Consider the following 24114-nt stretch of genomic DNA (forward strand, 5'->3'; position numbering starts at 1 on the left):
CCGCCGGCTTCGCCACGCGAACCGAGCTACAATCCCGATGCCCTCAGGGTATATCCTTGCTGCGTGCGCTTATCCGGCCCCGGCCGGAGCCGCTGCCCTCGTTGTTTCGGTTCTTCTTCACCCCTATCAGGAGTTGTGATCACGTGGCCCTCCAGCGCCGCTCCCTCGTGGACAAAATCGCTGTTGCGTCCCCGCGCGGCACCCTCGCCGTCGCTTCGGTTCTCGTGGGACTTGTTTCTCCCTTCATCACGCTATCGGGAGAAAACGCCACCACGATTGTGTTCTTCCGCTTCGGCTTAGCTTTCCTTGCCCTGCTGCCCATGGTTGTTCATGAATGGCGCCAGTACGGGCCGATGCGGCGCGCTGATCTGCTGCTCTACGCGGTGTGCGGGGTGTGCTTCGGTGTGGATATGGCCCTGTGGACACCCTCCGTGCTGCTGGCCGGCCCCTCGGTTTCCGCCGTGGTGGTCAATTACGTGCAGGCCCTCGCTGTGCCTTTGGTCGCGTGGCTGTTCTTCCGCAACCGGGTGCCGTGGATGTTTTTCGTAGCCGCACCTTTTTCGCTCGGCGGGATTTTCTTGCTTTCCGGTATTCTCGACGGCGCTGGCGGATCCGACCTGGTACGTGGCATTATCCTCTCCGCGCTCGCGGGTCTGACCTACACCGTTTATGTGGTCCTCACCGGGCGCACGAATTCGCCACATCACCAGGGCACCGCCATGGCGATTGTGTGCCTGGTTACTACGGTGGTGTCCACTCCGCTCCTCATTGCTACTCACGGGCCTCTCACCCTCGCGCTGTCGGCGAGTTCCTGGGGCTGGATGATTCTTATTGCGCTGTCCAGCCAGGTGCTGGGGTGGTTGTTCTGCCAGGCGAGTATGCCGCTGGTTAATCCTTCCGTGGCCGCCACCCTGATTTTGATTCAGCCGCTGAGCGCTATTGTTTTTTCCGCGGTTCTTGTGGGTGAACGGCTTTCCGCCCTGCAATGGCTAGGCGCGATTATTATGCTGCTCGGAATTTTCCTCATCGGGCGGGCCCCGAAGCGCCGCTACCGGCTCGGTATCAAGCGCCCGTCGCTGCGTATCCGGCGTAGGCCCGTAGCGTAAAACTTCCGCGACGGACGACCTTCGCGGTGCCCCTTCGATAGATTGCGACTATGGTCCCCTACCACGAAGGAGTAGCTATGCGGGGTAACAATGTCACCACTTTCCCGGTTCTTGCCGATAAGAGCGTTATTGTCACGGGCGGCGCCTCCGGACTCGGGCGCGAAGCATCGATTCTTTTTGCTGAAGCCGGCGCCAAGGTTGTCGTCGCTGATTACAATCTGGAAGGCGCTGAAGAAACTGTCGCCACCATCAAGAAGGCTGGTGGCGAAGCTATTGCGGTGCGTACCGATGTTTCTGATTCCGAATCTGTCCAAAAGATGGTTGCTACCGCGGTAGAAACCTACGGGCGCTTGGATGGTGCTTTCAATAATGCCGCGGCGGCCCCCGATAATGCGCTCACCTCGGAATTCGATGAAGACTACTGGGATAAGCTCATGAAAGTCGATCTCAAGGGTGTGGCGCTGTGCATGAAGTACGAAATTAAGCAGTTCCTCGCGCAAGGCGATGGAGGTACCATCGTCAATACCGCTTCGGTTTCCGGAATTCGGCCCCAACCCTTTAACCCCGCCTATGTTTCCGCCAAGCACGGCGTGATTGGCCTAACCAAGGTGGCAGCAGTGGAGAACGGGCCACATAATATCCGCGTCAACGCTATTGCCCCGGGCGCAATTGATACTCCCATGCTGCACGATGCACTCGAAGCCCTGGGGACGAGCGGCGAGGAATACGCACCCATGATTTCCTTGCTCAATCGTTTTGGTAGCCCGCGCGAAATCGCGCAACCGGCCCTGTGGTTGCTTTCCGATGCGGCTTCTTACGTGACGAGCACCGTGATCGCCGTGGATGCCGGTTACACCGGGCGTTAGCGCCCGGCACGTTCAGAAATAACCAGACCCCGCGCTACCAGAGCGCCCGGGTCACGGTATCAGCCAGGAGCCGCCCGCGCCGGGTCAGAACAAGACGCCCGGCGCGGGCGCTTTCTGCCTCCACTAAACCGTCCCGAACCAGGCCCTCCACTACCGCGGCTTCCACGCCGGCGGGAATATCAATTCCGCGGCTCATCCGGATACCGAGCATGATTTTTTCTTCACGTTGTTCGGCCGGGCTGAGAACTTCTCGCTCCAAGGCCGGCGAAGTAATGGCCGGCTGGCTCGCGGCTGCCTCGCCCGGCGCGCGGAGCGCGGCGGCGCCGTCGTCGTTCCCTATTCCGCGCGCCCAGACCCGATCCGCGTAAGCGCGCGGGTGTTTGACGTTCCAGAACCGCACCCCGTTAATATGCGAGTGGGCGCCGGGGCCGTACCCCCACCAATTCGCGTTCTCCCAGTAATAGCAATTGTGGCGGCATTCGTGGCCGGGGCGGGCCCAATTCGAAATCTCGTACCAGCAGTAGCCGGCTGCGGAGAGGATATCGTCGGCGACCTCGTATTTATCGGCGAGCTCGTCCGGATCGGGGAGGCTGATAAGGCCGCGGCGGGCCTGCATCCCCATTTTGGTGCCCGGTTCCACCATGAGCCCGTAGGCGCTGATATGCGCGGGTTCGAGGGCAAGGGCGGCCGCGAGCGAGGTACGCCACTGCTCCATCGTTTCCCCGGGCGCCCCGTAAATAAGGTCGAGAGAATACTCCAGGCCCAGCTCGCGAGCCCAGCCGGTCACGCGTTCGACCTGGCCGGGGCTGTGTTGGCGGTCGAGGGTGCGCAGCACCTCGGGCACAGCCGATTGCATCCCGAAGGAGATGCGGGTGAAACCGCCGGCCCGCAGGGTGGCGAGAGCCGCGCGGTCCACGGATTCCGGATTGCATTCCGTGGTGATTTCGGCGCCCTCGGTCAAGCCGAAAGCGCGCTCGAGCTCCGCGAGCACCGCGACGAGCTGCCCGGCGTCCAGCAGCGTGGGAGTACCGCCCCCGAAGAAAACCGTGCGCAGCGCAGCGCGGTTGGTGCCGGTATCGAGGACCTCGCGCGAGAGCGCTATTTCGCGGGCGAGGGACGCCGGGAAATCATCGCGGCCCGCGCCCGGCCCGAAGCTCGGCTTGGTGTAGGTGTTGAAATCGCAATAGCCGCAGCGCACTGTGCAAAAAGGAATGTGGACGTAGGCGGAAAACCCGGCGTTCACATCCGGGTTCGGGAGCGCGCCGGAGGCCGGGGCCGGCTCGCCGTGCGGAAGGGACGCCATGGGAGCCTAGGCTCGCGCCGCGGTATCGGTATCCGCGGGTGCTGCGGCACCGGTATGCTCGCGCGCCGCGGGTTCCAGCGCGGTGCGCAGCGCGAGAATATCGTGGATGGTGCGCCCGGCCGCGATACCGCGCTCCTCGAAACGGGTGAGCACGCGTTCCTCCCAGCGCGGCGCGAAACCGCCGCGTTCCGGGGTGGGATCCGCGGGGTCCGGGCGTTCACCGGCGTGCGGATTCGTGAAATACGGGGATGATTCGACAACGTCGCGCATCTGCCACGCGTAATTATCCCAATCCGTGGCCAGCCGCCAGGCGCCCCCCTCCCGGAGCATTCCGGCCACCACCGTGGCAAAAGGCGCGGCAACCAGACGGCGCTTATGGTGGCGGGCTTTACGCCAGGGATCGGGGAAGAAAGTCCATACCTGCTCGGCGCGCGGATTCGCGGCATTCGGATGGGTGGCACTGCGCGCCGGCCCGCAAGCAGTCACATCCTCCCCGCGAGCCAGGCCCGCGCATTCCAGCCCAAAGAGGACGGGGAGCGCTTGGGCGGCATCGGCCTCCAGCACCCGCACGTTCGTGGCGCCCGCGCGCAGAATACTGGCCACGCAGCGCGCCGCGCCGGGAGCCCAGGCTTCCACGAGCAGCACATTATATTCGGGGTGGCGCTGGGCAAAAGAAACCCCGTGCTCGCCCGAACCGGGGCCGATTTCCACGGCGAGCGGGGCCTCGCGGCCGAAAACTTCCCCGAGGTCGCAGCGGGCATCCAAGGCTACCGTGGTGGCCTGGGGTCCGGGTGCCAGCGGCACAAAAAGTTCGGGGTGGCGGGCCACCGTTTCTTCGTGGCGCGCACCCAGGCGCGAACCGCGCAAGGAGAAGGAGCGGATGCGCCATTGGGAGCGCTCGGGTGCGGAGGGCCCGGCTGCGCCGTCGTGCTGGGGCGGCGCGGCATCCGGGTGAGCCGCGCGTAAATCTTCGGGACGCTCGGACATATCTACTTCCCCGTGGGTGCTTCGGAGGTGAGAGCCGCCACGAAAGCTTCCTGGGGCACGTCCACGCGCCCGATGGATTTCATGCGCTTCTTACCTTCCTTCTGCTTCTCCAGCAGCTTGCGTTTACGCGAGACGTCGCCGCCGTAGCACTTGGAGAGCACGTCCTTACGCAGCGCCTTGATGGTTTCGCGGGCGATAATGCGCGAACCCACCGCGGCCTGCACCGGAATTTCGAATTGCTGGCGCGGGATGAGGGTCTTGAGTTTCTTCGTCATCTCATTGCCGTAGGAGTAGGCCTTGTCCTTGTGGACGATCGCGGAGAAAGCATCGACCTGCTCGTGATTGAGCAGCACATCCACCTTGACCAGATCGGAGGGCTGTTCACCGGCAATATCGTAATCGAGGGAAGCGTAGCCCTTCGTACGCGACTTGAGCTGGTCAAAGAAATCGGTGACGATCTCCGCCAGCGGCAGCACGTAGTGAATCTCCACCCGCTCAGCGGTGAGGTAATCCATACCCTGGAGCGCCCCGCGCCGTTCCTGGCACAGCTCCATAATGGAGCCCACGTAATCGGAAGGAGCCAGGATCGTGGCGCGCACGGTCGGTTCGTAAATCTCGCGAATTTTCCCTTCCGGGAATTCCGAAGGATTCGTGACGGTCAGTTCTTCACCGGCATCCGTGATGACCCGGTAGATCACCGAGGGCGCGGTGGCAATAATATCGAGGTCGAATTCCCGCTCGAGGCGTTCGCGAATAATCTCCAGGTGGAGCAGGCCCAGGAAGCCGCAGCGGAACCCGAAACCGAGGGCCACCGAGCTTTCCGGTTCGTAAACCAGCGAAGCGTCATTGAGCTTGAGTTTTTCCAGCGCTTCGCGCAGGTTCGGGAAATCGGAGCCGTCCATCGGGTAAATCCCGGAGTACACCATCGGTTTCGGATCGAGGTAGCCGGGCAGGGCTTCGGTGGCGCTTTCTCGAGCGCCGGTCACGGTATCCCCCACGCGGGTTTGGCGCACATCCTTCACGCCGGTGATGAGGTAGCCGACCTCCCCGGCGCCCAGCGCGGTAGTGGGCGTGGGTTCGGGGGAAATCACGCCCAGTTCCAGGAGTTCGTGTTCGGTGCGGGTGGCCATGGTGCGCACCTTCGAACGGGTGGTCAGCTCACCATCAACCACACGCACATAGGTAACGACCCCGCGATAAATATCGTAAACAGAATCGAAAATCATGGCGCGGGCCGGACCGTCCGGGCGCCCCGACGGCGCGGGAACCTCCGCGACGATCCGGTCGAGCAGCTCGGGCACACCCTCCCCCGTTTTCCCGGAGACTGCCAGGCAGTCTTCCGGTTCCACACCCAGGAGCGAGGCCACTTCTTCCGCGATTTTTTCTGGCTGCGCGGAAGGCAAATCGATTTTATTGAGGACAGGAATAATAGTGAGATCGTTTTCCATGGCCATATACAAATTGGCCAGGGTTTGCGCTTCGATTCCCTGGGTGGCATCCACGAGCAGCACCGCACCTTCGCAGGCCGCCAGCGAACGGTTGACCTCATAAGAAAAGTCCACGTGGCCCGGGGTGTCGATCATATTGAGAGCGTAGGCTTTCCCTTCCACCGACCACGGCAAACGCACGGCCTGCGATTTGATGGTGATGCCGCGCTCACGCTCGATATCCATCCGGTCCAGGTATTGATCACGCATTTCGCGCTGCTCCACAATCCCGGTGAGCTGGAGCATCCGGTCAGCCAGCGTGGACTTTCCGTGATCAATATGCGCAATAATGCAAAAATTTCGGATACGCTCGGGCGCCGTCGCGCCCGGAATAATGGCGCGCGATTCCTCAGCGGAAGAAATAGGCACGTCTCTCCTTCACAATAAACTCTGCTCAAGTATAGTCCTTGGACCATAATGGATATGGATATATCGGTCACGGGAGTTTGCCATGAATGTTCCTTTGTCAGTGTTAGATTTCGCTACGCGGTACGACGGCGAAGCTCCGGCCGCGGCCCTGCACCGCTGCGTGGACCTCGCTAAGCGCGCCGAAGCCGCCGGTTACACCCGGGTGTGGTACACCGAGCATCACAATATGCCCACGGTGATCTCCTCCTCCCCCGCGATTATCATCGGCTACGTTGCCTCACATACCTCCCGGATTCGGCTGGGCGCGGGCGGGGTAATGCTCCCCAACCATTCCCCGCTCGTCATTGCTGAACAATTCGGGGCGCTGGCGGACATGTATCCGGGGCGTATTGATTTAGGGCTCGGGCGGGCGCCGGGCACCGATAGCCGTACCCTCTACGCGCTGCGCCGTGATGCCAGCGCTTATGAGAACTTCCCGCGCGATGTGGTGGAACTCCAGGGGTTCCTCGGGGATACCTCCCGGGTGCCGGGGGTGGCGGCCTATCCAGGCCAAGGCACCCACGTACCCCTCATTATTCTGGGTTCTTCGCTTTTCGGAGCGGATCTGGCCGCGCAGTTAGGCCTGCCCTATTCTTTCGCTTCCCATTTCGCTCCGCGCCTGCTCCACGAGGCTATCGGCCACTACCGGGAGAATTTCCAGCCCTCGGAGGAGCTGGCCGAGCCCTATGTTATTGCGGCGGTGAATGTGACCGCCGCAGAAACTTCGGAGGCAGCCGCCCGTGAATTCGAGCGGGTCAAGCGGGCCCGGGTCCGGAATATGCTGCTGCGCGGGGCGCCGGGCCGCGATATATCCGATGCGGATCTTGATGCGGTGATGGACAGCGCGCAAGCCCGCCAAATCCTCGATATGCTGCGCTACACCGCGGTGGGGGACGCGGCCGAGGTGGGTGAGTATCTGCGAAAGTTCGCCCGCGATGCGCAGGCCGATGAGCTCATGATTTCAGTGCAGGCTACTTCGCATGACGAATCGCTGGCCTGCTTGGAGCTGGCCGCGCGTGGCTACGGCTTGGATAACTGAGGAATGCGCGGCGCTGGCAGCTAGGCGCCGGCTGGCAGTTGGGCGCGGCGTCGTACCGTAACGCGTAGCTTCGCGTTTCTCTCCCCCACGCTATCGGCCGCTTCACACGCCCGCGTTTTCTTTGTGGCACGATGGTTAGTATGCCTCTGTCGCAAAAACTACTCGGAACCGGCGAAGAACTCCTTGTCCACATGCACCCCGATGCCCGGCATTTGCTGCCGCGGGCGCTCGGTGCCGCGGCGGTGGTGTTCCTCGCGATGCTCGGAGTGGTAGCGCTGCCGGCTCGGTGGCAGCCGCTGGCCGGGTGGCTGGTGGTGGCGACCGGGGTTCTCGCGCTTATTGCGATTGCCGGGTGGCCGTGGCTGCAGTGGTATATGAGCACGGTGAGTATTACCAACCGCAGGATTATTACCCGGCGCGGGGTGTTCACGAAGCTCGGGCATGATCTTCCGCTCGCCGCGGTGGCACGGGTGGATGCGCAACCTTCAGGTACCGGGACCTCCGGTTCCCTTCTTGTGACGACGACGTCAGGTGCCACCGTCACCCTGCGCCGCATCGCGAATCTTCCCGCTGTCACCACGTTCCTGAATACGCTGCTGGACAAGCGCGCGGGAGAGGGGATTCACACTGGGGTCTCGCGCGAAACCGCCTGATTCTGGTAGTGTTTGGAGATGGACTTTCACCGGTCGGGTGGCAAGTCCTTGTTCTTTCGTAACAACCACGGGTGCCCCACGCCCGCAGTCCTACGAGGAACGCTTCCCTCTCCGACCATATTCATCTATCGCCTAGCGATTGACCGAAAGAGATATTTCATTGGCTAATATCAAGCAGCAGAAGAAGCGCGTTCTGACGAACGAGAAGCGTCGCCTTCGCAACCAGGCCGTTAAGTCGGAACTGAAGACCTACATCCGTAAGACTCGCCTTGCCGTGGAAGCCGGCAATGCCGAAGAGGCGGAAACCCTCCTGGCCGCGGCCTCCCGCAAGCTGGACAAGGCTGTGTCCAAGGGTGTTATTCACCGCAACCAGGCAGCGAACCGCAAGTCGAAGCTTGCTAAGCGCGTGAACGCACTGGCCAAGTAGGCTATGCTCCGGCCATGCAGGCCGGACCTCTGGCGCGGTTGTATCTGTTATCTCTACCGCGCTGATGCTTAGAGAAAAGCGGCTGGAACCCAGGCGTTCCAGCCGCTTTTCATATCCGTTCGCATCCGGCGCGAATTTTCTCATTCTTCTCCTTCGTGCTCGCCTTCTCGTTCCGCTTCCAAACCGCGGCGTTCTATTTCCAAACGGCGCAGCGTAGCGCGTACTTCGTTTTCACGGTGCCGCTGCCACAGCGCAAGGCCGAGTAACGCAAGAGTGACAAGGGCGGGAATCAGAGTGAAATCGTACCAACGGTTATCTGTCAATATGTTCGCAATGCAGCCTCCCAGAGTAGCTCCGAGTGCAAGTTGCGAGAAATAGAAATACCTCTTCGAACGCATATTCCTTCCTCCTTTCTTCTTCATTCCACGGTAATTGACACCTTCATTATAACGTGATCCCCGTCTCATATGTGGAATTTTGGCTCATGCATTCCGGTATTTCCGCGATATACATGTAGCGCAGGTGGCCGGAACCTGAAAGGTGTTCCGGCCACCTGCGCTAACTGAGGGATTCCCTAAGCGGTTATAGTTGTGCAGCTCGCCCCGGCCGCGCCCGGGTTGGGACGCGGAGCAGAGTTACCTTAACCGGGGAAAGCCGCGTTGATGGCATCCACGGATGCCTTGGCATCGCCGAGCAGCATATCGGTATTCTCATTAAAGAACAGCGGGTTTTGCACTCCGGCATAGCCGGCATTGCCCATGGATCGCTTGAATACGATCACCTTCTTGGCATCCCACACATGCAGCACCGGCATACCCGCGATGGGCGAACCGGGCTCGGAAGCCGAAGGATTGACAGTGTCATTCGCCCCGATAACCAGCACGACATCGGTATCAGCGAAGGAATCGTTAATATCGTCCATTTCCTCCACGATGTCATAGGGGACTTTCGCTTCGGCCAGCAGCACGTTCATATGCCCGGGCAGGCGCCCGGCCACCGGATGGATAGCGAAACGCACCTCGGTTCCGTTATCGCGCAGCTTCTTCGTCAGCTCCGCCACCGGATATTGGGCTTGGGCCACGGCCATACCGTAACCCGGGGCAATAATCACCGAGCTAGCGTCCGCGAGTTCTTGGGCCACCTCCGCCGCGGTGGTTTCCGTGTGGCTGCCATAGTCACGCGCCTCCCCGGTAACTGCGCCGTCGGACCCAAAACCGCCGAGGATCACGGAAATGAAGGAACGGTTCATGGCCTTGCACATGATGTAGGAGAGGTACGCGCCCGAGGACCCCACCAGCGCTCCGGTAATGATAAGGAGGTCATTGCCGAGGGTGAAGCCGGCCATCGCTGCCGCCCAACCCGAGTAGGAATTGAGCATTGATACGACGACGGGCATATCGCCACCGCCGATCGCGAGCACCATATGTGCTCCGAGCAGCAGCGCAATAATCGTGATGAGGATGAGGGGAATGAGGCCGGCCCCCACCCCGCGGGTCCAGGCGAACCAAATAATAAGTCCCAGGCACGCCAGGATCGCGAGCAGATTGAGGAGATTACGGGCCGGAAGCACCAGCGGCTTGCCGGGGATCTTCCCCGCGAGTTTCAGGTAGGCGCATACCGAGCCGGTGAAGGTGATCGCGCCGATGAACACCGCCAAGCCCACTTCGCCCATATGGAAGGCATTTGTGGGGGAGAAATCTTCCCCGGGTTGCTGGAGGAAAGAGTTGTAGCCCACCAGCACCGCTGCCGCACCCACGAAGGAATGCAGCAGGGCAATGAGTTCGGGCATGCCCGTCATTTCTACGGTGCGGGCCCGCCAGATCCCGATGCCGCCGCCCACCACGAGAGCAATCACGAGCACCAGCACAATAACAACGGAAGAAGATTCCGTGGGGTAAGCGAGGACCGCGATAATCGTGGCAACAAGGGCCAGCAGCATTCCGATGGCGCCCAGAATATTGCCTTTCGCCGCAGTTTCCTGTTTGGAAAGCCCGGCTAGGGCGAGGATGAAGAGCAGGGCCGCCACCAGGTAGGCGACGGTTTGCACGCTAGCAGCGACCTTGAGACCGCCCAAGCTCGGGGCGGCGAGGGTGACAACGTCGTTAATAGTGGTGAGCACGGCTTAGCTCCTCTTGAACATAGACAGCATGCGCGCGGTCACCAGGAATCCACCGAAAATATTGATGGATGCGATGGTGAGGGCGATGGCGGCAAGGATGGTCACGGCTATATGCCCGGAACCGAGCTGGAGGATTGCCCCCACCACGATGATTCCGGAGATCGCGTTCGTCACGGACATGAGCGGGGTGTGCAGCGCGTGCGTCACCGAGGTGATGACGTAGAAGCCCACCACGCAGGCCAGCATGAACACGATGAAATGCGAGGTCATGCTCGGCGGGGCCGTGAAGAGAATCCACAGCGCTACCGCCGCTGCCAGGCCGGCCCACAGGTAGCGCACGGCGCTGGGGCGGGCCGGTTCGGGCGCAACCGGAGGTGCGGGAGGCGCCGGGGGCGCGGCCGGGGCGGCCGAGACCTTGATGGGCGGGGGTGGCCAGGCCACCGCTCCCCCGAGGGTGACCAGAATGCCGCGCACAATATCATCCTCGGTATCCAGGACCAGCTGGCCATCCTTCTGCGGGGTGGTGAGTTTGAGGAAGTTGACGAGGTTCTGCCCGAAAAGCTGGGAAGCTTGGCCGGGCAGGCGCAAGGCGAGATCTTCGTAGCCGATAATTGTGACGCCGTTGGCGGTGTGGACGATTTCTCCCGGGCGGGTGCCGGCCACGTTTCCGCCGTTGGCCGCCGCCAAATCCACGATAACGCTGCCGGGTTTCATGGCGGCCACTGCCTCAGAGTCCAAAAGGAGCGGGGCCGGCTTGCCGGGGATGAGCGCCGTCGTAATAACAATATCCGCGGCGGCGGCTTCCCGGGCGTAGACAACCCCGGCGGCATTGGCCTGATCCGCGGTCATTTCGCGGGCGTAACCGTCCGCGGATTCCTGGCGCACCGGGATCTCGACGAATTCGGCGCCCATGGACTGGACCTGTTCGGCCACATCAGCACGCACGTCCGTTGCTTTAACGATTGCGCCCATGGAATTGGCGGTGCCGACCGCGGCGAGCCCGGCAACGCCCGCTCCGATAACGTACACGGTGGCCGGGGGAACTTTACCGGCGGCGGTGACCTGGCCGGTGAAAAGCCGCCCGAAGTGGGAGGCTGCTTCGATCACGGCCCGGTAGCCGGAAATATTAGCCATGGAGGACCGTACGTCCATGGACTGGGCGCGGGAAATACGCGGAATTGCGTCAAGCGCCAGGGCCGTGAGTTCGCGGCGCGAAAGTTCCTCGATAAGTTCGGGTGAGCCGGCCGGGTTCATGCGCGCAATGAGGGTGGCGCCGCGGCTCATGCGGTCAAGGTAGCTGATATCCGGGGCGTCGGTGGCTAACACAATATCCGCGGCCCAGGCTTCTTGTGCGGAGACGAGGCGTGCGCCCGCGCTTTCGTACTGGCTATCGGGGTAGGACGATGCCTCCCCCGCCCCCGTTTCCACCGCGACCTCGTAGCCCAAAGCGATGAGCTTGGCTACGGTATCGGGGGTGCCCGCCACCAGGGGGTCACCCGAGCGGGTACTTTTAGGTATTCCAACAAGCATAAAGTGCTCCTCAGTACAGCACTGCCGTGCTGCGTTCTGCGTGGGCGGCGCTCCAGATACGCCATTGTCGCGCCGCCGCGGGACATCCCTTATTATTCCACGTTTCCCGAAAGGGCCTGAGCGCGCCGGAAAGTGTGAGACTGCGGCCCGGCGTATCGACCGCGCCGGATACTACCTGCCGCGCCGGGCGCGCCCGATAGCAATAATCGCGTGTTCTACGGCGTACTGCGGATCGCGGGAGGCACCCTTGACCTGTTCATCGGCGAGCGCCACGGCTCGGATGGCGTGCCCGAGCCCGGCGTCGCTCCATCCGCGGGCTTCCCGGCGAGCCCGTTGGGCTTGCCAGGGCGCCATTTTCAATTCCTTCTGGCTGATTCCCGGCGCTTGGACGATGGCGAGCTGGCGCAGTTTCGCCGCGAGCGCGGCCACGATAGGGACGGGGTTGACTCGGGTGGCGAAGGCGTGGCGGGCCAGCGCTAAAGCTTGGCCGGTGCGCCCGGCCAGGGCCGCGTCCGCGATCTCAAAGGGGGTTGCTTCATTGCGCCCGGCGTAGAAATCCCGAATATGATCTTCGGTGATCATCCCCTCCACATCGGCGAGGAGCTGGGCGGTAGCGCTGAGGAGTTCGCGCAGGTCCTGGCCGAGGGCATCAACGAGGGCCCGCACCGCGCCGTCCGTGATTTTGCGCCCGGCGGCCCGCACATCCGCCGTCACCAAACGCGCTTTATCATCATCGCGTTTGATTTTTTCGATGCGGGCTACCTGCCAGCCCCCCGCCGCGATGGCGTCGAGGAGTTTTTTGCCGCGAGTGCCTCCCCCGTGTTGGATAATCACGGGGATATCCGCGTTGGGCTGCGGGAGGTAGGCGAGCATTTCCGCGAGGAACGCGTCATTCATGTGTTCGGCGCCGGTCACGACGACGATGCGGTGGTCCCCGAAAAGTGAGGGTGAGGTGTGGAGGGCGAGGGAGCCGCGCTCGTAGGATGCGGCGTCTAGGCGCACGACCTGCACCTCGGGGTGTTCTTGGCGAGCGAGGCTTACAAGCCGGGCCCAGGCGCGCTCGGCCAGCACCGGCTCTGCACTAATAATGAGGATGACCGGTTCTAAGCGGAGGGCGTCGTACCCGACCGTGCGTTCTTTGGCTGCCATGGTTCCATTCTCTCATGTCATAACTCACCTGCTGAACGGCAGGTGGCCGCACCGGTTCCGCGCACTTCGATACCAGCTCACCTTCCGCCCACGCTATTGCCCCGCACGTGAGAGTCGGATAGATGTGCGCGCCGGCATAGAGTTCGTAGACGCGCGCGGAGGGGTGCCCGTAGCTGTTCTCGCCTACGGATATGAGGGCAATTGCGGGGTCAAGTTCACGGGCGAGGCGCTCGGATTGGTCCGCGCTTCCGTGATGGGCGACGACGGCGATATCAACCGGCCCAACCGCGCCCACGAGGCGTTCCTGGGCCGGGGCAGTCGCATCGCCGAGAACCACAATGCGCTGGGCGGCCATGGTGGTGCCGTTGGGTGAGCTACTGCCGCTGACCATGCTAGTGCCGCCTGGCGAGCTAGTGCCGCGGGCCGAGCTGCTACCGCCGGCCCGGCGCGGGCTATCCACTCCCTCGGCATCGAGGAGAACAACGAGGGAATCGGCATTAGCTTCCTCGGGAATGCTACGCGCACCCGGCCGCGGGCTGAGAATCCGAGCAATGGGCACATTATCTACCCGCAGTGTTGTTCCCGCGGCTACCACACTAACCGGAATGGAGTGCGATTCGAGCAGTTCCAGGGCGGTGCGAGACTGGGGCTTCGGGGCGGAATTTGGTGATATCCATACCGCGCTGATGGTGGTGGATGTGAGAACGTCACGTAATCCTTCTACGTGGTCGGAGTGGAAATGGGAGAGGATGAGCAGGTCAAGATGGCTCACCTGAGCATCTGCCAAGCACCGGGCAGCAGCTGGGGTTTGCGGCCCCACGTCGATCATGATTGTGTATCCGCGCACCCGGTAGAGGAAAGCTGATCCCTGGCCCACATCGCATTGCACCGCCGTCCAGTTGGGAGGAATCGCTGGGCTCCCGGGCCAGCGCGATAACCCGAGAGCCGCGAGCGCGCCCACAAGAATAATGACCGCACTCAGGCGGGGCACCACCAGGAGCGCCAGAACCGCGCATATATGACCGATGCCGGCAAGAACGAGGGGAATTCCCGATCCGGGTAGGGAGGCGAGCAGGCGGGCTACCTGGTCAATCCACCACGTTGATAAAGCGGCACCGGAGATGGCGAGACTGGCGAGCATGGGGAATAGCGGGGCCGTGAGCGCGCCGACGAGTCCGAAAATGGTCAGTGGTGCGACCACGGGTGCCACAAGGGCATTGGCGGGCACCGCCCAGAGCGACCCGGCTTCGGTAAAGAGGAGGAGTACGGGTAGGCAAGATAGTTGGGCTACCAGAGGAATAGCGATGACCCGGGCCAGGGTGGCCGGAAAGAACCGGGTGAGGTAGTCGGTAAGCCGGTATCCCCCGCAGATAATTCCGAGGGTGGCGCTGGCGGAAAGCAGGAAACCGTAGCCGGTTGCGAGCCAGGGATCAATAAGGGCAGCCGCGATGCTCGCGCAGCTCAGGGCATTGATGGCTTGGCTACGGCGGTTCATTCCGAGTGCCGCCAGCACCACCAGGCCCATGAGTGCCGCGCGGATAACTGAGGGTGCGGGGCCCACCAGAATCACCAGTCCGCCTAAACCAACCGCTCCGGCGAGGGCGGTGCGTAAGGGCCGGGCCCGGCCAACCGCCATAATAATGAGGCCGAGGACGAGCGAGACATGGGCCCCGGATACCGCAATGAGGTGAGTGAGTGCGGTTGTGCGCATGGCTTCTTCAAGTTCTGGTGATACCCGGGTATCGTCGCCTAGCGCTACCCCGGGAATGAGGCCGCGGGCGTGCTCCGGGCGGGCAGAAAGCAGCGCGGCGAGCGCAGTATCGATGCGGTGGACAACGCGCGCACTGAGTGCGCCGCTTCCACTTAGTTGGAGTGCGGACCCGGACCAGCGGGCACTTTCACGCCGCCCTTCCACCGCGGTGAGGCGGCCGTGGCCCATCACATATTGGCCAGCTAATGCGGTGCAGGGAAGCTCCGCGCGGATACGCGCACGCGGGCCGACATCGAGTCGCACCCCGTTCGGGCCCGCGGTGGTGATTGTGCTAGGGCGCAGGAGTGCCGTGCATTTCTCTTCTCCCCACGGCGTGGTGGAGGGCTCCGGGCGGGTCGCGATAACGGCTTCCAGTTCCACGCTTGCCTTGGTTGTTGGGATATGTGCCCCGGAGAGGACGAGCAGCCCGGCGATACTGGTAGCACTCCCCGTGCACGCCACCGCGAGGATGCCCAAGACTACCCCGCTTGCCCTCCCGCGCAGCTGCGGACGGAAACGGGCACGACCGGCTACCGCCCAGGCTGCCGCCAGACACAGGCCGGCGCCGAGGAACGCGAACTGCGCGTACCCATTCAGCGCCGCCCACGCCCCGCCCAGAGCTGCACCAGCCGGTGGAAGAAGGCGCATATCTTGGCCGTGGCCCGCGTTCGCAGATGCCGAGCAGCGCTGGCTGCCACGAGTATGGGTGCAGGTACGAGTACGGGCGCGGGCGCGAACGTCGGTCATACTGTCACCAAGGCGGACAGCTTATCGAATTTAGCTGGCCCAATACCGGGGACCTCGAGAAGATCCTCCGGGGAGGTAAAAGGACCGTTGTTTTCCCTCCAGCTGAGAATATCCCGGGCGGTGGCCGGGCCTACCCCGGGAAGGGTCTCCAAGTCGCTAGCAGAGGCAGTATTGAGGTTAACGAGAGCACCGGAATTACTTTTCCCGGATCCCCCGCCAGCGGCCCCGCCGCCTCCACCTCCAGCGCCTCCATTCTTTCCGCCTTTGCTGCCACCGCTCCCACCCGGGTTCGCGTTGCCTCCCGAACCGGACAGCACTCGCGGTGTTTCACCGGGTGCGGGTATATGGATATGGGAGCCATCAGTTACGGGTTCGGCAAGATTGATCGCGGCACCGTCCGCACTCGGGGTGAGTCCGCCGGCTAATTCCACCAGGTCGTTCACCCGGGCTCCGCCGGGAGCGCTATATACTCCCGGGGTTGCCACCTCACCGGAAATATAGGCGACGATAGTTGTGGGACTGGATTCGCCCGCGGTGGGGGTGGCCGGCCCAGATTCGCCGCGCGCCGCTCCGCCTTGAGATACACCCGGAGTAGCTGGCGGGCCTGAGGAAACCACGGCCGGGCCTTCAGTGGTAGAAACCGGGCCGGCCACGCTGCTCCCCGGTGGTACCGCGGCGGGGCTAGCGGAGGCCGGACCGCCCCCGCGCCCAAGCCAGGCCAGCACCCCAAGAATGAGGAGCCCACCCAACAGAGCAACGGCGAAAGCGCCAAGTGTTCGGGGAGACCAGCGCCACCGCGATGCTTGCGCGGGCGTGGTGAGCACGGCGATATCTTCACCGGTACCAGCACCGAGGGCAAGAGCCGCGAAATCCCGTACCGCGCTCCGGCCCGGCGGCCCACCCCGACTTCTACCTGGCGGCCCGCCCGCACTCGGATCCAGGCCTGCCTCCGGTATCGGATCGGTGCGGGGCAGGCTGAGGCGCGGGGCTGGGTGCGGTAATGAGGTAGTCATGGGCCTATCATGCGCGCCCGCGCGCACCTGGTGCCGGCGCCCCGGCACACGTGGGGATAACGCCGACGTTTGGCCAGCTGTGGATAGTTTCAGGCATCGCCGCTCTACAATATTGGTATGAACGACGCCGATATTGCCCGCTTGCGCGCCGAGGCGGCCGAAGCCGCTGCTAAAGCTGCCCGCGCGGAAGCCGAACTCGCCCAGGCTCGCCTCGATGCCGCCCTCGCCGCCACAATTGCCACTGATACCCCGCCCACCACCACGGCTCAGGCCGCATCCGATATTGCGGGAAACACGCCGACAGAGAACACCACTGAAACCGCCACCGCGGCAGAGACGCACCCACCCGTGCAGCCGGCGGCGTCGTCGCCGCAAGACTCCCCGGAACAATCCCCGGAACCCAATAAAGACGATTACGCGAACGAGGTGGCGCGCAGCTACCAGGTAGCCGGCCCGGCTCTCACCCTGGGCGCCTACCTGGACCCGGCCGGGAATCCGCGGCCCGATGTGCTGGTGCGGCTGCCTTTCGCGAGTTTCAATCGGCACGGGCTGGTGTGCGGGGCGACCGGCACCGGGAAAACTCGTACCCTCCAGCTGCTGGCTGAACAGCTGAGCGCGGCCGGCGTGGCCGTTTTCCTTACCGACATTAAGGGCGATCTTTCCGGCCTGTGCGAGGCGGGCACGGCTTCCGATAAGCTCACGGCGCGCACCCGCGCCTTGGGGCAGGAATGGACGGGGGCCTCGTTCTCACTGCATCTGTATTCCCTCACCGAAACTACCGGGGTGCCGCTACGTTCCACGGTGGAGGATTTCGGTGCTTTGCTGCTGGCGCGGGCCCTGAAATTGAATGACACCCAGGAATCGGCGCTGGCCTTGGTTTTCGCGTGGGCGGAGCAGGAGAATCTGCGCCTGTACACCCTGGAGGATCTGCGCGAGGTGCTCCATTATTTGACCACGGATGGCAAGGCGGAACTTTCCGGTATCGGTGGGGTCTCCACCGCGACCGCCGGCGTGATTTTGCGCGAGGTATCCGCCCTGGCCGCGCAGGGTGGCGATGTGTTTTTCCAGCGTCCCTCCTTTAGCCCGAGCGAACTCATTGCCCACGAAGGCGAGCGCGGTGTTATTTCCGCCCTTGAGCTACCGGACGTGCGCGATATGCCCGAACTTTTCTCCACGTTCACGATGTGGGTGCTCAGCCGGCTCTTTTCCGACCTGCCGGAGGTGGGCGATACTCCCCTGCCCCGCCTGGTATTTTTCTTCGACGAAGCGCATTTGCTGTTCTCGGGTGCGTCCCGGAATTTCGTGGACGAAGTGACGCGCGTGGTGCGTCTCATCCGTTCCAAGGGTGTGGGTGTTTTCTTCGTCACCCAAACCCCGCAGGATATCCCCGAATCGGTGCTCGCGCAGCTGGGCACCCGGATTCACCACGCCCTGCGCGCCCACACCCCCAAGGACGTCAAGGTTCTCAACGAAACGGCAAAAACTTTCCCCTTCTCGCCCCTGGATATTGCGGCCGTGCTGCCCGCGCTAGGGACCGGTGAAGCTGTGGTCACGGGTTTGGGCGACGACGGCGCCCCTACGGCGGTGGCCCCTACTCGGCTATGGGCGCCGCGCTCCGTCATGGGCCCGGCCAGCCCGGCTGCCTTGCGCACCGCCCTCGGAGCAACACCTCGGCCTGCTCCTCTTTCCGGGGAGGCCGCGAGCGAGGGAGCGGCCCGCGCGGTTGCCGAGCGGCGCGCGCAGCTGGAAGCCGCGGCAGCGGCAGCTAAAGAAGCGGAAGAGCAGCGGCGGGCCGAGGAGGCCGCGGCGAAGAAAGCCGCCCGCGAGGCAGAAAAAAGCTGGCAGCCGCGGAACGAGAAGCCGAGCGGGCCGCCCAGCGGGCCCAGCGGAATGCAGAAAAGGAAGCTGAGCGCCAGGCGCGGCGCCGCGATGCCGCCATCGATTCGGTGGTGCGCAGCGCCGGGCGATCCCTGGGCCGCTCGATTATTAATTCGATTTTCGGGCGGCGCCGCTAGCGCCGGCCGGATAGCTGATGGTGACGGTAAGGCTGCGGGACTGGCCCGGGGCGAGGGCCACCCGGCCCACCTGATCCGAGCGATTAAAAGCATTGGGAAGGGCGGAAGCCGGGGCCACCAGGAGGGCTTCCCGTGCCCCGCGCTCCAGCGTATCCCCGGTCCACAGCCGCACATAGGGTGCTTCGCTGGGTTCCTGAGCGAGGATAATATCGCGTTCGCGGGCCGGATCGGTCAGGACGGTTGCCACGATGCCGTCACTGGTGGGTACCAGCGAGGTAAAGGTGGAGTCGATCCGGCTAGCTCCGAGCACCGGCCACTCGACCGGGGTGCTCACCCCGGTGAGCGCGGCATCTCCGGGGGCCGGGATTCCTTGGGCGTCGGCGGCAATTTTAGTGCGAGCGCTGACCGTTGCCGACATTTTTGAAACGGAGGCGAGCTGCGGGAAACGCATGTACCCGTTCCACGCAAGCGCCACCGGAGCGCAGCTTTCACCGCGGTTCGTTACTTCCACGCTGACGGAAAGATTATGGGTGCCCGCGCTGGAATCCCCCAGCGCGTACACCACTTGTAGGCCCACCGGCCAGGGGTACCCGGTGACCGCGGGAAGTTCCGCCCGCAAAATAAGGGCATCCGCGGAGCGTTCGCGCTGGAATTCGCAGTTGTGGACACGCAGGCAGCGCCCGGCAGTATCCGCCTCCAGCTGGTAGCTTTGCCCATCCCAGGTGTAGCGCCCACCGGCGAGCGGACCCACCCAAGGTGCCTCAATAAGCCCGCGCCCACCGGCTGCCTCCTCCAATTCGGCAGCGTTGCGGTACCCGGAAAACACCTCGCCGTCCGGACTCCAGGAGAGGAGGGTGGCACCGCGCGCCGCCACGAGGGCACTGGCTCCGCCGGGCGCGCTGAGAAGCCATGCCGGTTTACCGTCAAAGTCGTGCGTCGTGATGCGCATACGTGCCACGATGTCCTCCTTACTCCCGCGGGTTCCTTCCCTTGGATTGGTGCCCGAGTTCCGAGCTTGAACTAGCTTCCGGACCGGGGCCGGATTCTGGGTCTGAACCCGGCCCCGCGCCCAAACCAGTATCCGCTTTACGGAACGATATTAATGAGTCCGGGTGCCCGCACGATAATCTTGCGCGGTTCGCCGTCCAGGAAGGACTGCACCCGTTCTTCCGCCAGGGCCCGAGCGGTCAGATCCGCATCGGAAATATCCTGGGGTACTTCCAGGCGGGCCCGGACTTTACCCTTCACCTGCACCACGCAGGTCACGGTGTCATCCACCAGCAGCGAGGCATCGCTGACCTGCGGGAAAGCAGCGCGCGCCACCAGGCCGGGCTGGCCCAAACGCGACCAGAGTTCTTCGGCAATATGGGGAGCCACCGGGGCCACCATCGCCACGATAGCGCAGGCGGCTTCCCGCGGCACCGCCTCCAGCCCGGTGAGGTGGTTATTGAGCACGATGAGCTTGGAAATCGCGGTATTAATACGCATATGGTCGTAATCGTCGGCCACACCCGCGATGGTGCGGGCCAGCAGTTTCGCGGTTTCGGTATCGGGAGCGGTATCGCTGACCGTCACCTCGCCGGTGCGTTCATCAACGATATTGCGCCACAGCCGCTGGAGGAAGCGCTGCGAACCCACCACCGCGCGGGTATCCCAGGGGCGGGAAACATCGAGGGGCCCCATGGACATTTCGTAAACACGGAAGGTATCCGCACCGTACTGGTCGGCCATATCATCGGGCGTGATGATGTTCTTGAGGGATTTGCCCATCTTCCCGTATTCCCGATTGACTTTCTCCCCCTGGTAGTAGAAGACCGCTTCCCCATTTTCTTCGCGTTCTTCTACCTCATCGGCCGGCACATAGGCCCCGCGGGAATCGGTATAGGCATAGGCCTGTACGTAGCCCTGGTTGAAGAGCTTGTGGAACGGCTCGGAGGAAGAAACATAACCCAGGTCAAAGAGGACCTTGTGCCAGAAACGTGCGTACAGCAGGTGGAGCACAGCATGTTCGACGCCGCCCACGTACAAATCCACCCCTCCGGAGGTGTTCCCGGACTCGGGCCGCGGGCCCATCCAGTAGGCTTCATTTTCCGGGGCGCAGAAGCTATCGGCATTGGTGGGATCCACATAGCGCAATTCGTACCAGCACGAGCCAGCCCACTGCGGCATGGTATTGGTTTCGCGGCGGTACTTCTTGAGGCCATCCCCCAGGTCAAGCTCGACATTCACCCATTCCGGATTGCGTTCCAGCGGGGGTTGGGGCAGCGAATCTGCGTCGTCGGCATCATAAGACGCCGGCGAGAAGTCTTCCATTTCGGGCAGCTCCAAGGGGAGCATCGATTCGGGTAGCGCGTGTGCAATCCCCTCCTCATCCCAGATGATCGGGAAGGGTTCACCCCAGTAGCGCTGGCGCGAGAAGAGCCAATCATGCAGGCGATAGGTGACGGTTGCGGTTCCGGCGCCGCGTTCTTCCAGCCAGGCGATAATAGCGGCCATGGATTCCGTTTTGCTCATGCCGTTGAGGGAGATGTCCTCATTGGCGGAATCGACGAGGATGCCGTCCCCGGTGTAGGCGCCTTCGTCCAGGTTCGGGCCGTACGGATCCTCCGCCGGGCCGATGGTGCGAATAACATCCAGATTGTATTCGCGCGCGAAAGCCCAATCGCGGTCATCGTGAGCGGGAACAGCCATAATGGCGCCGGTTCCGTAACCGACCAGCACGTAATCCGCCACGAAAACCGGAACCTTGGCGCCATTGACCGGGTTGATCCCGAAGAGCCCGGAGAAAACACCGGTCTTTTCGTGGGTATCCGAGGTGCGTTCCATATCGGATTTCGCGGCGGCGCGCGCCCGGTAGGCCGCTACCGCTGCGCGCGGGGTGTTGTATCCGCCGGTCCATTCTTCGCGGGTGCCTTCCGGCCAGCTATCGGGAACCTGGAGGGCCTGCGCATCGGCTTCCGCACCCGGCTCGGTCCCGCCCAGGGCGGCGTGTTCGGGAGCAACGGCCATGAAGCTGGCCCCGAAGAGGGTATCGGGGCGGGTGGTATACACATCCAGGACCCGCCCGGAGCCGTCAGAAAGTTCGAAACGAACCGTGGCGCCGTGGGAGCGCCCGATCCAGTTCTGCTGCATGGCTCGCACTTTATCCGGCCAGTCGATGGTATCCAGATCGCTGACGAGGCGATCCGCGTAGGCGGTGATCCGCATCATCCACTGGGCGAGATTGCGCCGGAACACCGGGAAGTTGCCGCGTTCGGAGCGCCCTTCGGCGGTCACTTCCTCATTGGCGAGCACCGTTCCCAGGCCCGGGCACCAATTAACGGGTGCTTCCTTGATGTAAACCAGGCGGTATTCGCTGAGCGCCTCCGCCTTTTCTTTCTTGGAGAGTTCCTCCCAGGGCCGACCGTCCGGAGTGGCCTTTTCCCCGCTAGCGAATTTCGCTTCGAGTTCCTCGATGGGCCGGGCAGCTCCGTTGCCGCGTCCGTCCCGGCGCGGGTAATCCGGGTCAAACCAGGAATTGAATACTTTGGTGAAAATCCACTGGGTCCACTTCACGTACTCAATATCGGTGGTGGAGAAAACGCGGCGCGAATCGTGGGAGAGCCCGAGGCGGTGCAGCTGGGCGGCCATATTGGCAATATTTTCCGCGGTGGTGATGGCCGGGTGCTTGCCGTTTTGTACCGCGAATTGTTCGGCGGGAAGTCCGAAGGCGTCATAGCCCATGGTGTAGAGGACGTTCTCACCCTTCATGCGGTGGTAGCGGGCCACGGTATCCGTGGCGATATAGCCGAGCGGATGGCCCACGTGCAGGCCGCGCCCGGAAGGATAGGGGAACATGTCCTGGATAAAGAACTTCGGCGCCGAGGTATCACCCGCGAGATCCCCAACCGGGTTCGCGGCGTAGAAGGCACCTTCCTCTTCCCAGCGTTCCTGCCAGTGGGCTTCGATCTCATTTGCCAGCTCCGCGGTGTAGCGGAACTGGGTCATATCCTCAGCGCTCAAGGGTACTCCTTTTCGACGGTCGACTTCGGTCAATTGTAGCTCTCTCCTACGACAAATCTCAGGTCGTCCACAGCGGGAAGGCGGCGCTGGCGGCCGCGGCCCGTGCAGCCGGCATCCACGGGCCAGCAAAGCCGGCGGCTAGACTGGTGCCATGAGCGTCTTTTCAAAAATTATTGCCGGCGAGATTCCGGGTCGTTTCGTTTGGGCCGACGACGTGTGCGTTGCTTTCGCAACTCTTGAACCGCACGCCCGCGGGCATGTTCTGGTTGTGCCACGCGCGGAAATTGATCGCTTCACCGATCTTGATGATGACACGGCGGCGCATCTTTTCATCGTTGCCAAGCGGATCGGTAAAGCCCAGATCGCGGCTTTCGGGGTGGATCGGGCGATGCTGGTCATCGCCGGTCTGGGCGTGCCCCACACCCACCTGCACGTTATTCCCGCCGATTCCGAAAACGTCACCAGTTTTGCGTCTGCACGCAAGGATGTGCCCGGAGTCGAATTGGACGCGGCCATGGAGGAATTGCGCGCGGCCCTACGCGAACAGGGCTGGGAGGCTTTTGTTCCCGAGCAGCTCGGTTCCCTCGCCTAGGCGAACTCGCTTAGACCCGCGTTGCAGGCAAGGCTTGCGGCCCGCGCGCAGCGGTTTAGGCCAGCCCCACCAGGTTCTCAATGAATTCGGCAGTGTCGGTCCAGTCCCGTACCGCGTGGGTATCAATGCCGAGCCGGGTCACCGGGTAGTCGTTACCGGCCGGATCGAGCCGGTCCCCCACAAAAAGCATCTGCGCGATGGGGATGCCGGTTTGCTTGGAGAGTTCTGCGATTCCGTAGGCTTTATCCACGCCTTTGCGGGTAATATCCACGGAGGTTGAACCGCCCGAGCGCACTTCCAGGTGCGGCAGACGCGCTGCGACAGCTTCTCGCAGCGCGTTTTTCTTTTCCCCGCTCGGATCCCAGGCGCGTTTCGCTTCCAGCGGTGCACTTTGTCCGAGCGCGGAGAACGTGACCTGGGAGCCGCGGTCTTCCAGGATCTCCCCCCAGGTAGTGCTTTCCCACAGGCCGAGCCGGCGCGCTTCTTCTTCCAAGGCCAGTGCCGCGTCCCGGCGTTCTTCCGCGGTGAGGTTGCGGACGTACACATCGCGCCACTGCCCCGCATCGTGAACAAGGTAGCGGGTTCCGCAGGTGGGCATGAGGTGGAGGCGCGCGAGCTCCGCGGGAGTGCCGTCCAGCCCTTCCAGGAGCTGGCTTTCGAACTGCCCGAATTGCCCGCCGGAAATCACGCATACCTCGTAAGTATCCAGCAATGCCCGCAGGGCCCGCGCCATGCGTTCGGGCAGCGCGGATTTGGAGGGTGCCAGGGTATCGTCCAGGTCAAAAGCAATAAGGCGGTAAGACGTCATAGCCACAGTATGGTGCATGGGCCGGGCAGATGCGAAATAATGGCCGGCTTAATGCACAGATCCGGTCCAATACCCACGTATTCTTACGACGACGCAGCGGGCTGATACATCGC

At 63.2% G+C, this 24114-nt stretch carries 18 protein-coding genes and 1 pseudogene; 7 read left to right on the plus strand and 12 right to left on the minus strand.

Annotated features, from left to right (window positions below):
- The first annotated feature begins 143 nt into the window (after positions 1 to 143).
- Both ACRQEC_RS02040 and ACRQEC_RS02045 read left to right on the plus strand, forming a co-directional pair.
- Complete coding sequence (locus ACRQEC_RS02040; RefSeq protein WP_284889062.1) at positions 144 to 1106, plus strand: DMT family transporter; 963 nt, start codon at positions 144 to 146, stop codon at positions 1104 to 1106.
- A 77-nt stretch (positions 1107 to 1183) separates the two neighbouring features.
- The gene (locus ACRQEC_RS02045; protein ID WP_087070855.1) at positions 1184 to 1972 is read left to right on the plus strand and encodes an SDR family NAD(P)-dependent oxidoreductase; all 789 of its coding nucleotides are present in this window, start codon (positions 1184 to 1186) and stop codon (positions 1970 to 1972) included.
- 34 nt (positions 1973 to 2006) lie between these two features.
- Here ACRQEC_RS02045 and hemW read toward each other — a convergent pair whose 3' ends face one another.
- The 3 genes from hemW to lepA are packed head-to-tail and all read right to left on the minus strand — an operon-like array spanning position 2007 to position 6118.
- Entirely contained in the window at positions 2007 to 3275 is a 1269-nt protein-coding gene (hemW, locus tag ACRQEC_RS02050) for a radical SAM family heme chaperone HemW (protein ID WP_087070856.1), read from the minus strand.
- A 6-nt stretch (positions 3276 to 3281) separates the two neighbouring features.
- On the minus strand, positions 3282 to 4262 hold the full coding sequence (gene trmB / locus ACRQEC_RS02055) for a tRNA (guanine(46)-N(7))-methyltransferase TrmB (protein ID WP_234984507.1): 981 nt from the start codon (positions 4260 to 4262) through the stop codon (positions 3282 to 3284).
- Positions 4263 to 4264: 2 nt separating this feature from the next.
- Complete coding sequence (gene lepA, locus ACRQEC_RS02060) at positions 4265 to 6118, minus strand: translation elongation factor 4 (RefSeq protein WP_087070857.1); 1854 nt, start codon at positions 6116 to 6118, stop codon at positions 4265 to 4267.
- A gap of 100 nt (positions 6119 to 6218) precedes the next feature.
- On the opposite strand from lepA, the gene ACRQEC_RS02065 reads away from it, so the two are divergent.
- The 3 genes from ACRQEC_RS02065 to rpsT all read left to right on the plus strand — a co-directional run bounded on the left by ACRQEC_RS02065 (position 6219) and on the right by rpsT (position 8276).
- On the plus strand, positions 6219 to 7196 hold the full coding sequence (locus tag ACRQEC_RS02065; RefSeq protein WP_284889495.1) for an LLM class flavin-dependent oxidoreductase: 978 nt from the start codon (positions 6219 to 6221) through the stop codon (positions 7194 to 7196).
- Between the two features lie 140 nt (positions 7197 to 7336).
- Positions 7337 to 7849 carry a PH domain-containing protein gene (locus ACRQEC_RS02070; protein WP_284883716.1) on the plus strand — a complete coding sequence of 171 codons (513 nt, stop codon included), beginning with the start codon at positions 7337 to 7339 and terminating at the stop codon, positions 7847 to 7849.
- A gap of 160 nt (positions 7850 to 8009) precedes the next feature.
- A complete protein-coding gene (gene rpsT / locus ACRQEC_RS02075; protein WP_016442875.1) occupies positions 8010 to 8276 on the plus strand; it encodes a 30S ribosomal protein S20 in 267 nt (88 codons plus the stop codon).
- Positions 8277 to 8416: 140 nt separating this feature from the next.
- On the opposite strand, the gene ACRQEC_RS02080 is transcribed toward rpsT, so the two are convergent.
- From ACRQEC_RS02080 to ACRQEC_RS02105, 6 genes are all read right to left on the minus strand, one after another.
- Positions 8417 to 8698, minus strand: a complete 282-nt coding sequence (locus ACRQEC_RS02080) for a hypothetical protein (RefSeq protein WP_143231885.1) — start codon at positions 8696 to 8698, stop codon at positions 8417 to 8419.
- A gap of 218 nt (positions 8699 to 8916) precedes the next feature.
- A complete protein-coding gene (pntB, locus tag ACRQEC_RS02085) occupies positions 8917 to 10350 on the minus strand; it encodes a Re/Si-specific NAD(P)(+) transhydrogenase subunit beta (protein WP_087071197.1) in 1434 nt (477 codons plus the stop codon).
- A 48-nt stretch (positions 10351 to 10398) separates the two neighbouring features.
- Positions 10399 to 11925: a Re/Si-specific NAD(P)(+) transhydrogenase subunit alpha gene (locus tag ACRQEC_RS02090; protein ID WP_087070860.1), complete on the minus strand. Its 1527-nt coding sequence runs from the start codon at positions 11923 to 11925 to the stop codon at positions 10399 to 10401.
- Positions 11926 to 12096: 171 nt separating this feature from the next.
- Positions 12097 to 13074: a DNA polymerase III subunit delta gene (gene holA / locus ACRQEC_RS02095; protein ID WP_087070861.1), complete on the minus strand. Its 978-nt coding sequence runs from the start codon at positions 13072 to 13074 to the stop codon at positions 12097 to 12099.
- Positions 13007 to 15571 carry a ComEC/Rec2 family competence protein gene (locus tag ACRQEC_RS02100; protein WP_284889064.1) on the minus strand — a complete coding sequence of 855 codons (2565 nt, stop codon included), beginning with the start codon at positions 15569 to 15571 and terminating at the stop codon, positions 13007 to 13009. Before ACRQEC_RS02100 ends, holA begins: the two co-directional genes overlap by 68 nt.
- Positions 15568 to 16584 (minus strand): helix-hairpin-helix domain-containing protein, encoded by a 1017-nt coding sequence (locus ACRQEC_RS02105; RefSeq protein WP_284889065.1) that lies wholly within the window; start codon positions 16582 to 16584, stop codon positions 15568 to 15570. Before ACRQEC_RS02105 ends, ACRQEC_RS02100 begins: the two co-directional genes overlap by 4 nt.
- Before the next feature lie 117 nt (positions 16585 to 16701).
- On the opposite strand from ACRQEC_RS02105, the pseudogene ACRQEC_RS02110 reads away from it, so the two are divergent.
- Positions 16702 to 18375 (plus strand): annotated as a pseudogene (locus tag ACRQEC_RS02110) (helicase HerA-like domain-containing protein); the annotation flags it as partial.
- Positions 18376 to 18570: 195 nt separating this feature from the next.
- Here the strand turns inward: ACRQEC_RS02110 and ACRQEC_RS02115 are convergent.
- Positions 18571 to 19548 carry an aldose 1-epimerase gene (locus ACRQEC_RS02115; protein ID WP_301575257.1) on the minus strand — a complete coding sequence of 326 codons (978 nt, stop codon included), beginning with the start codon at positions 19546 to 19548 and terminating at the stop codon, positions 18571 to 18573.
- Positions 19549 to 19685: 137 nt separating this feature from the next.
- Positions 19686 to 22586 carry a leucine--tRNA ligase gene (locus ACRQEC_RS02120; RefSeq protein WP_087071198.1) on the minus strand — a complete coding sequence of 967 codons (2901 nt, stop codon included), beginning with the start codon at positions 22584 to 22586 and terminating at the stop codon, positions 19686 to 19688.
- Positions 22587 to 22752: 166 nt separating this feature from the next.
- Between ACRQEC_RS02120 and ACRQEC_RS02125 the strand changes: the two genes are divergently transcribed.
- Complete coding sequence (locus tag ACRQEC_RS02125) at positions 22753 to 23193, plus strand: HIT family protein (RefSeq protein WP_087070865.1); 441 nt, start codon at positions 22753 to 22755, stop codon at positions 23191 to 23193.
- A gap of 55 nt (positions 23194 to 23248) precedes the next feature.
- Here ACRQEC_RS02125 and ACRQEC_RS02130 read toward each other — a convergent pair whose 3' ends face one another.
- Positions 23249 to 24001, minus strand: coding sequence for an HAD-IIB family hydrolase (locus tag ACRQEC_RS02130; RefSeq protein WP_087071199.1), 753 nt, complete (start codon positions 23999 to 24001; stop codon positions 23249 to 23251).
- Positions 24002 to 24114: the final 113 nt, after the last annotated feature.

The sequence above is a fragment of the Actinotignum saccati genome, from assembly GCF_051265055.1.
Taxonomy (GTDB): Bacteria; Actinomycetota; Actinomycetes; order Actinomycetales; family Actinomycetaceae; genus Actinotignum.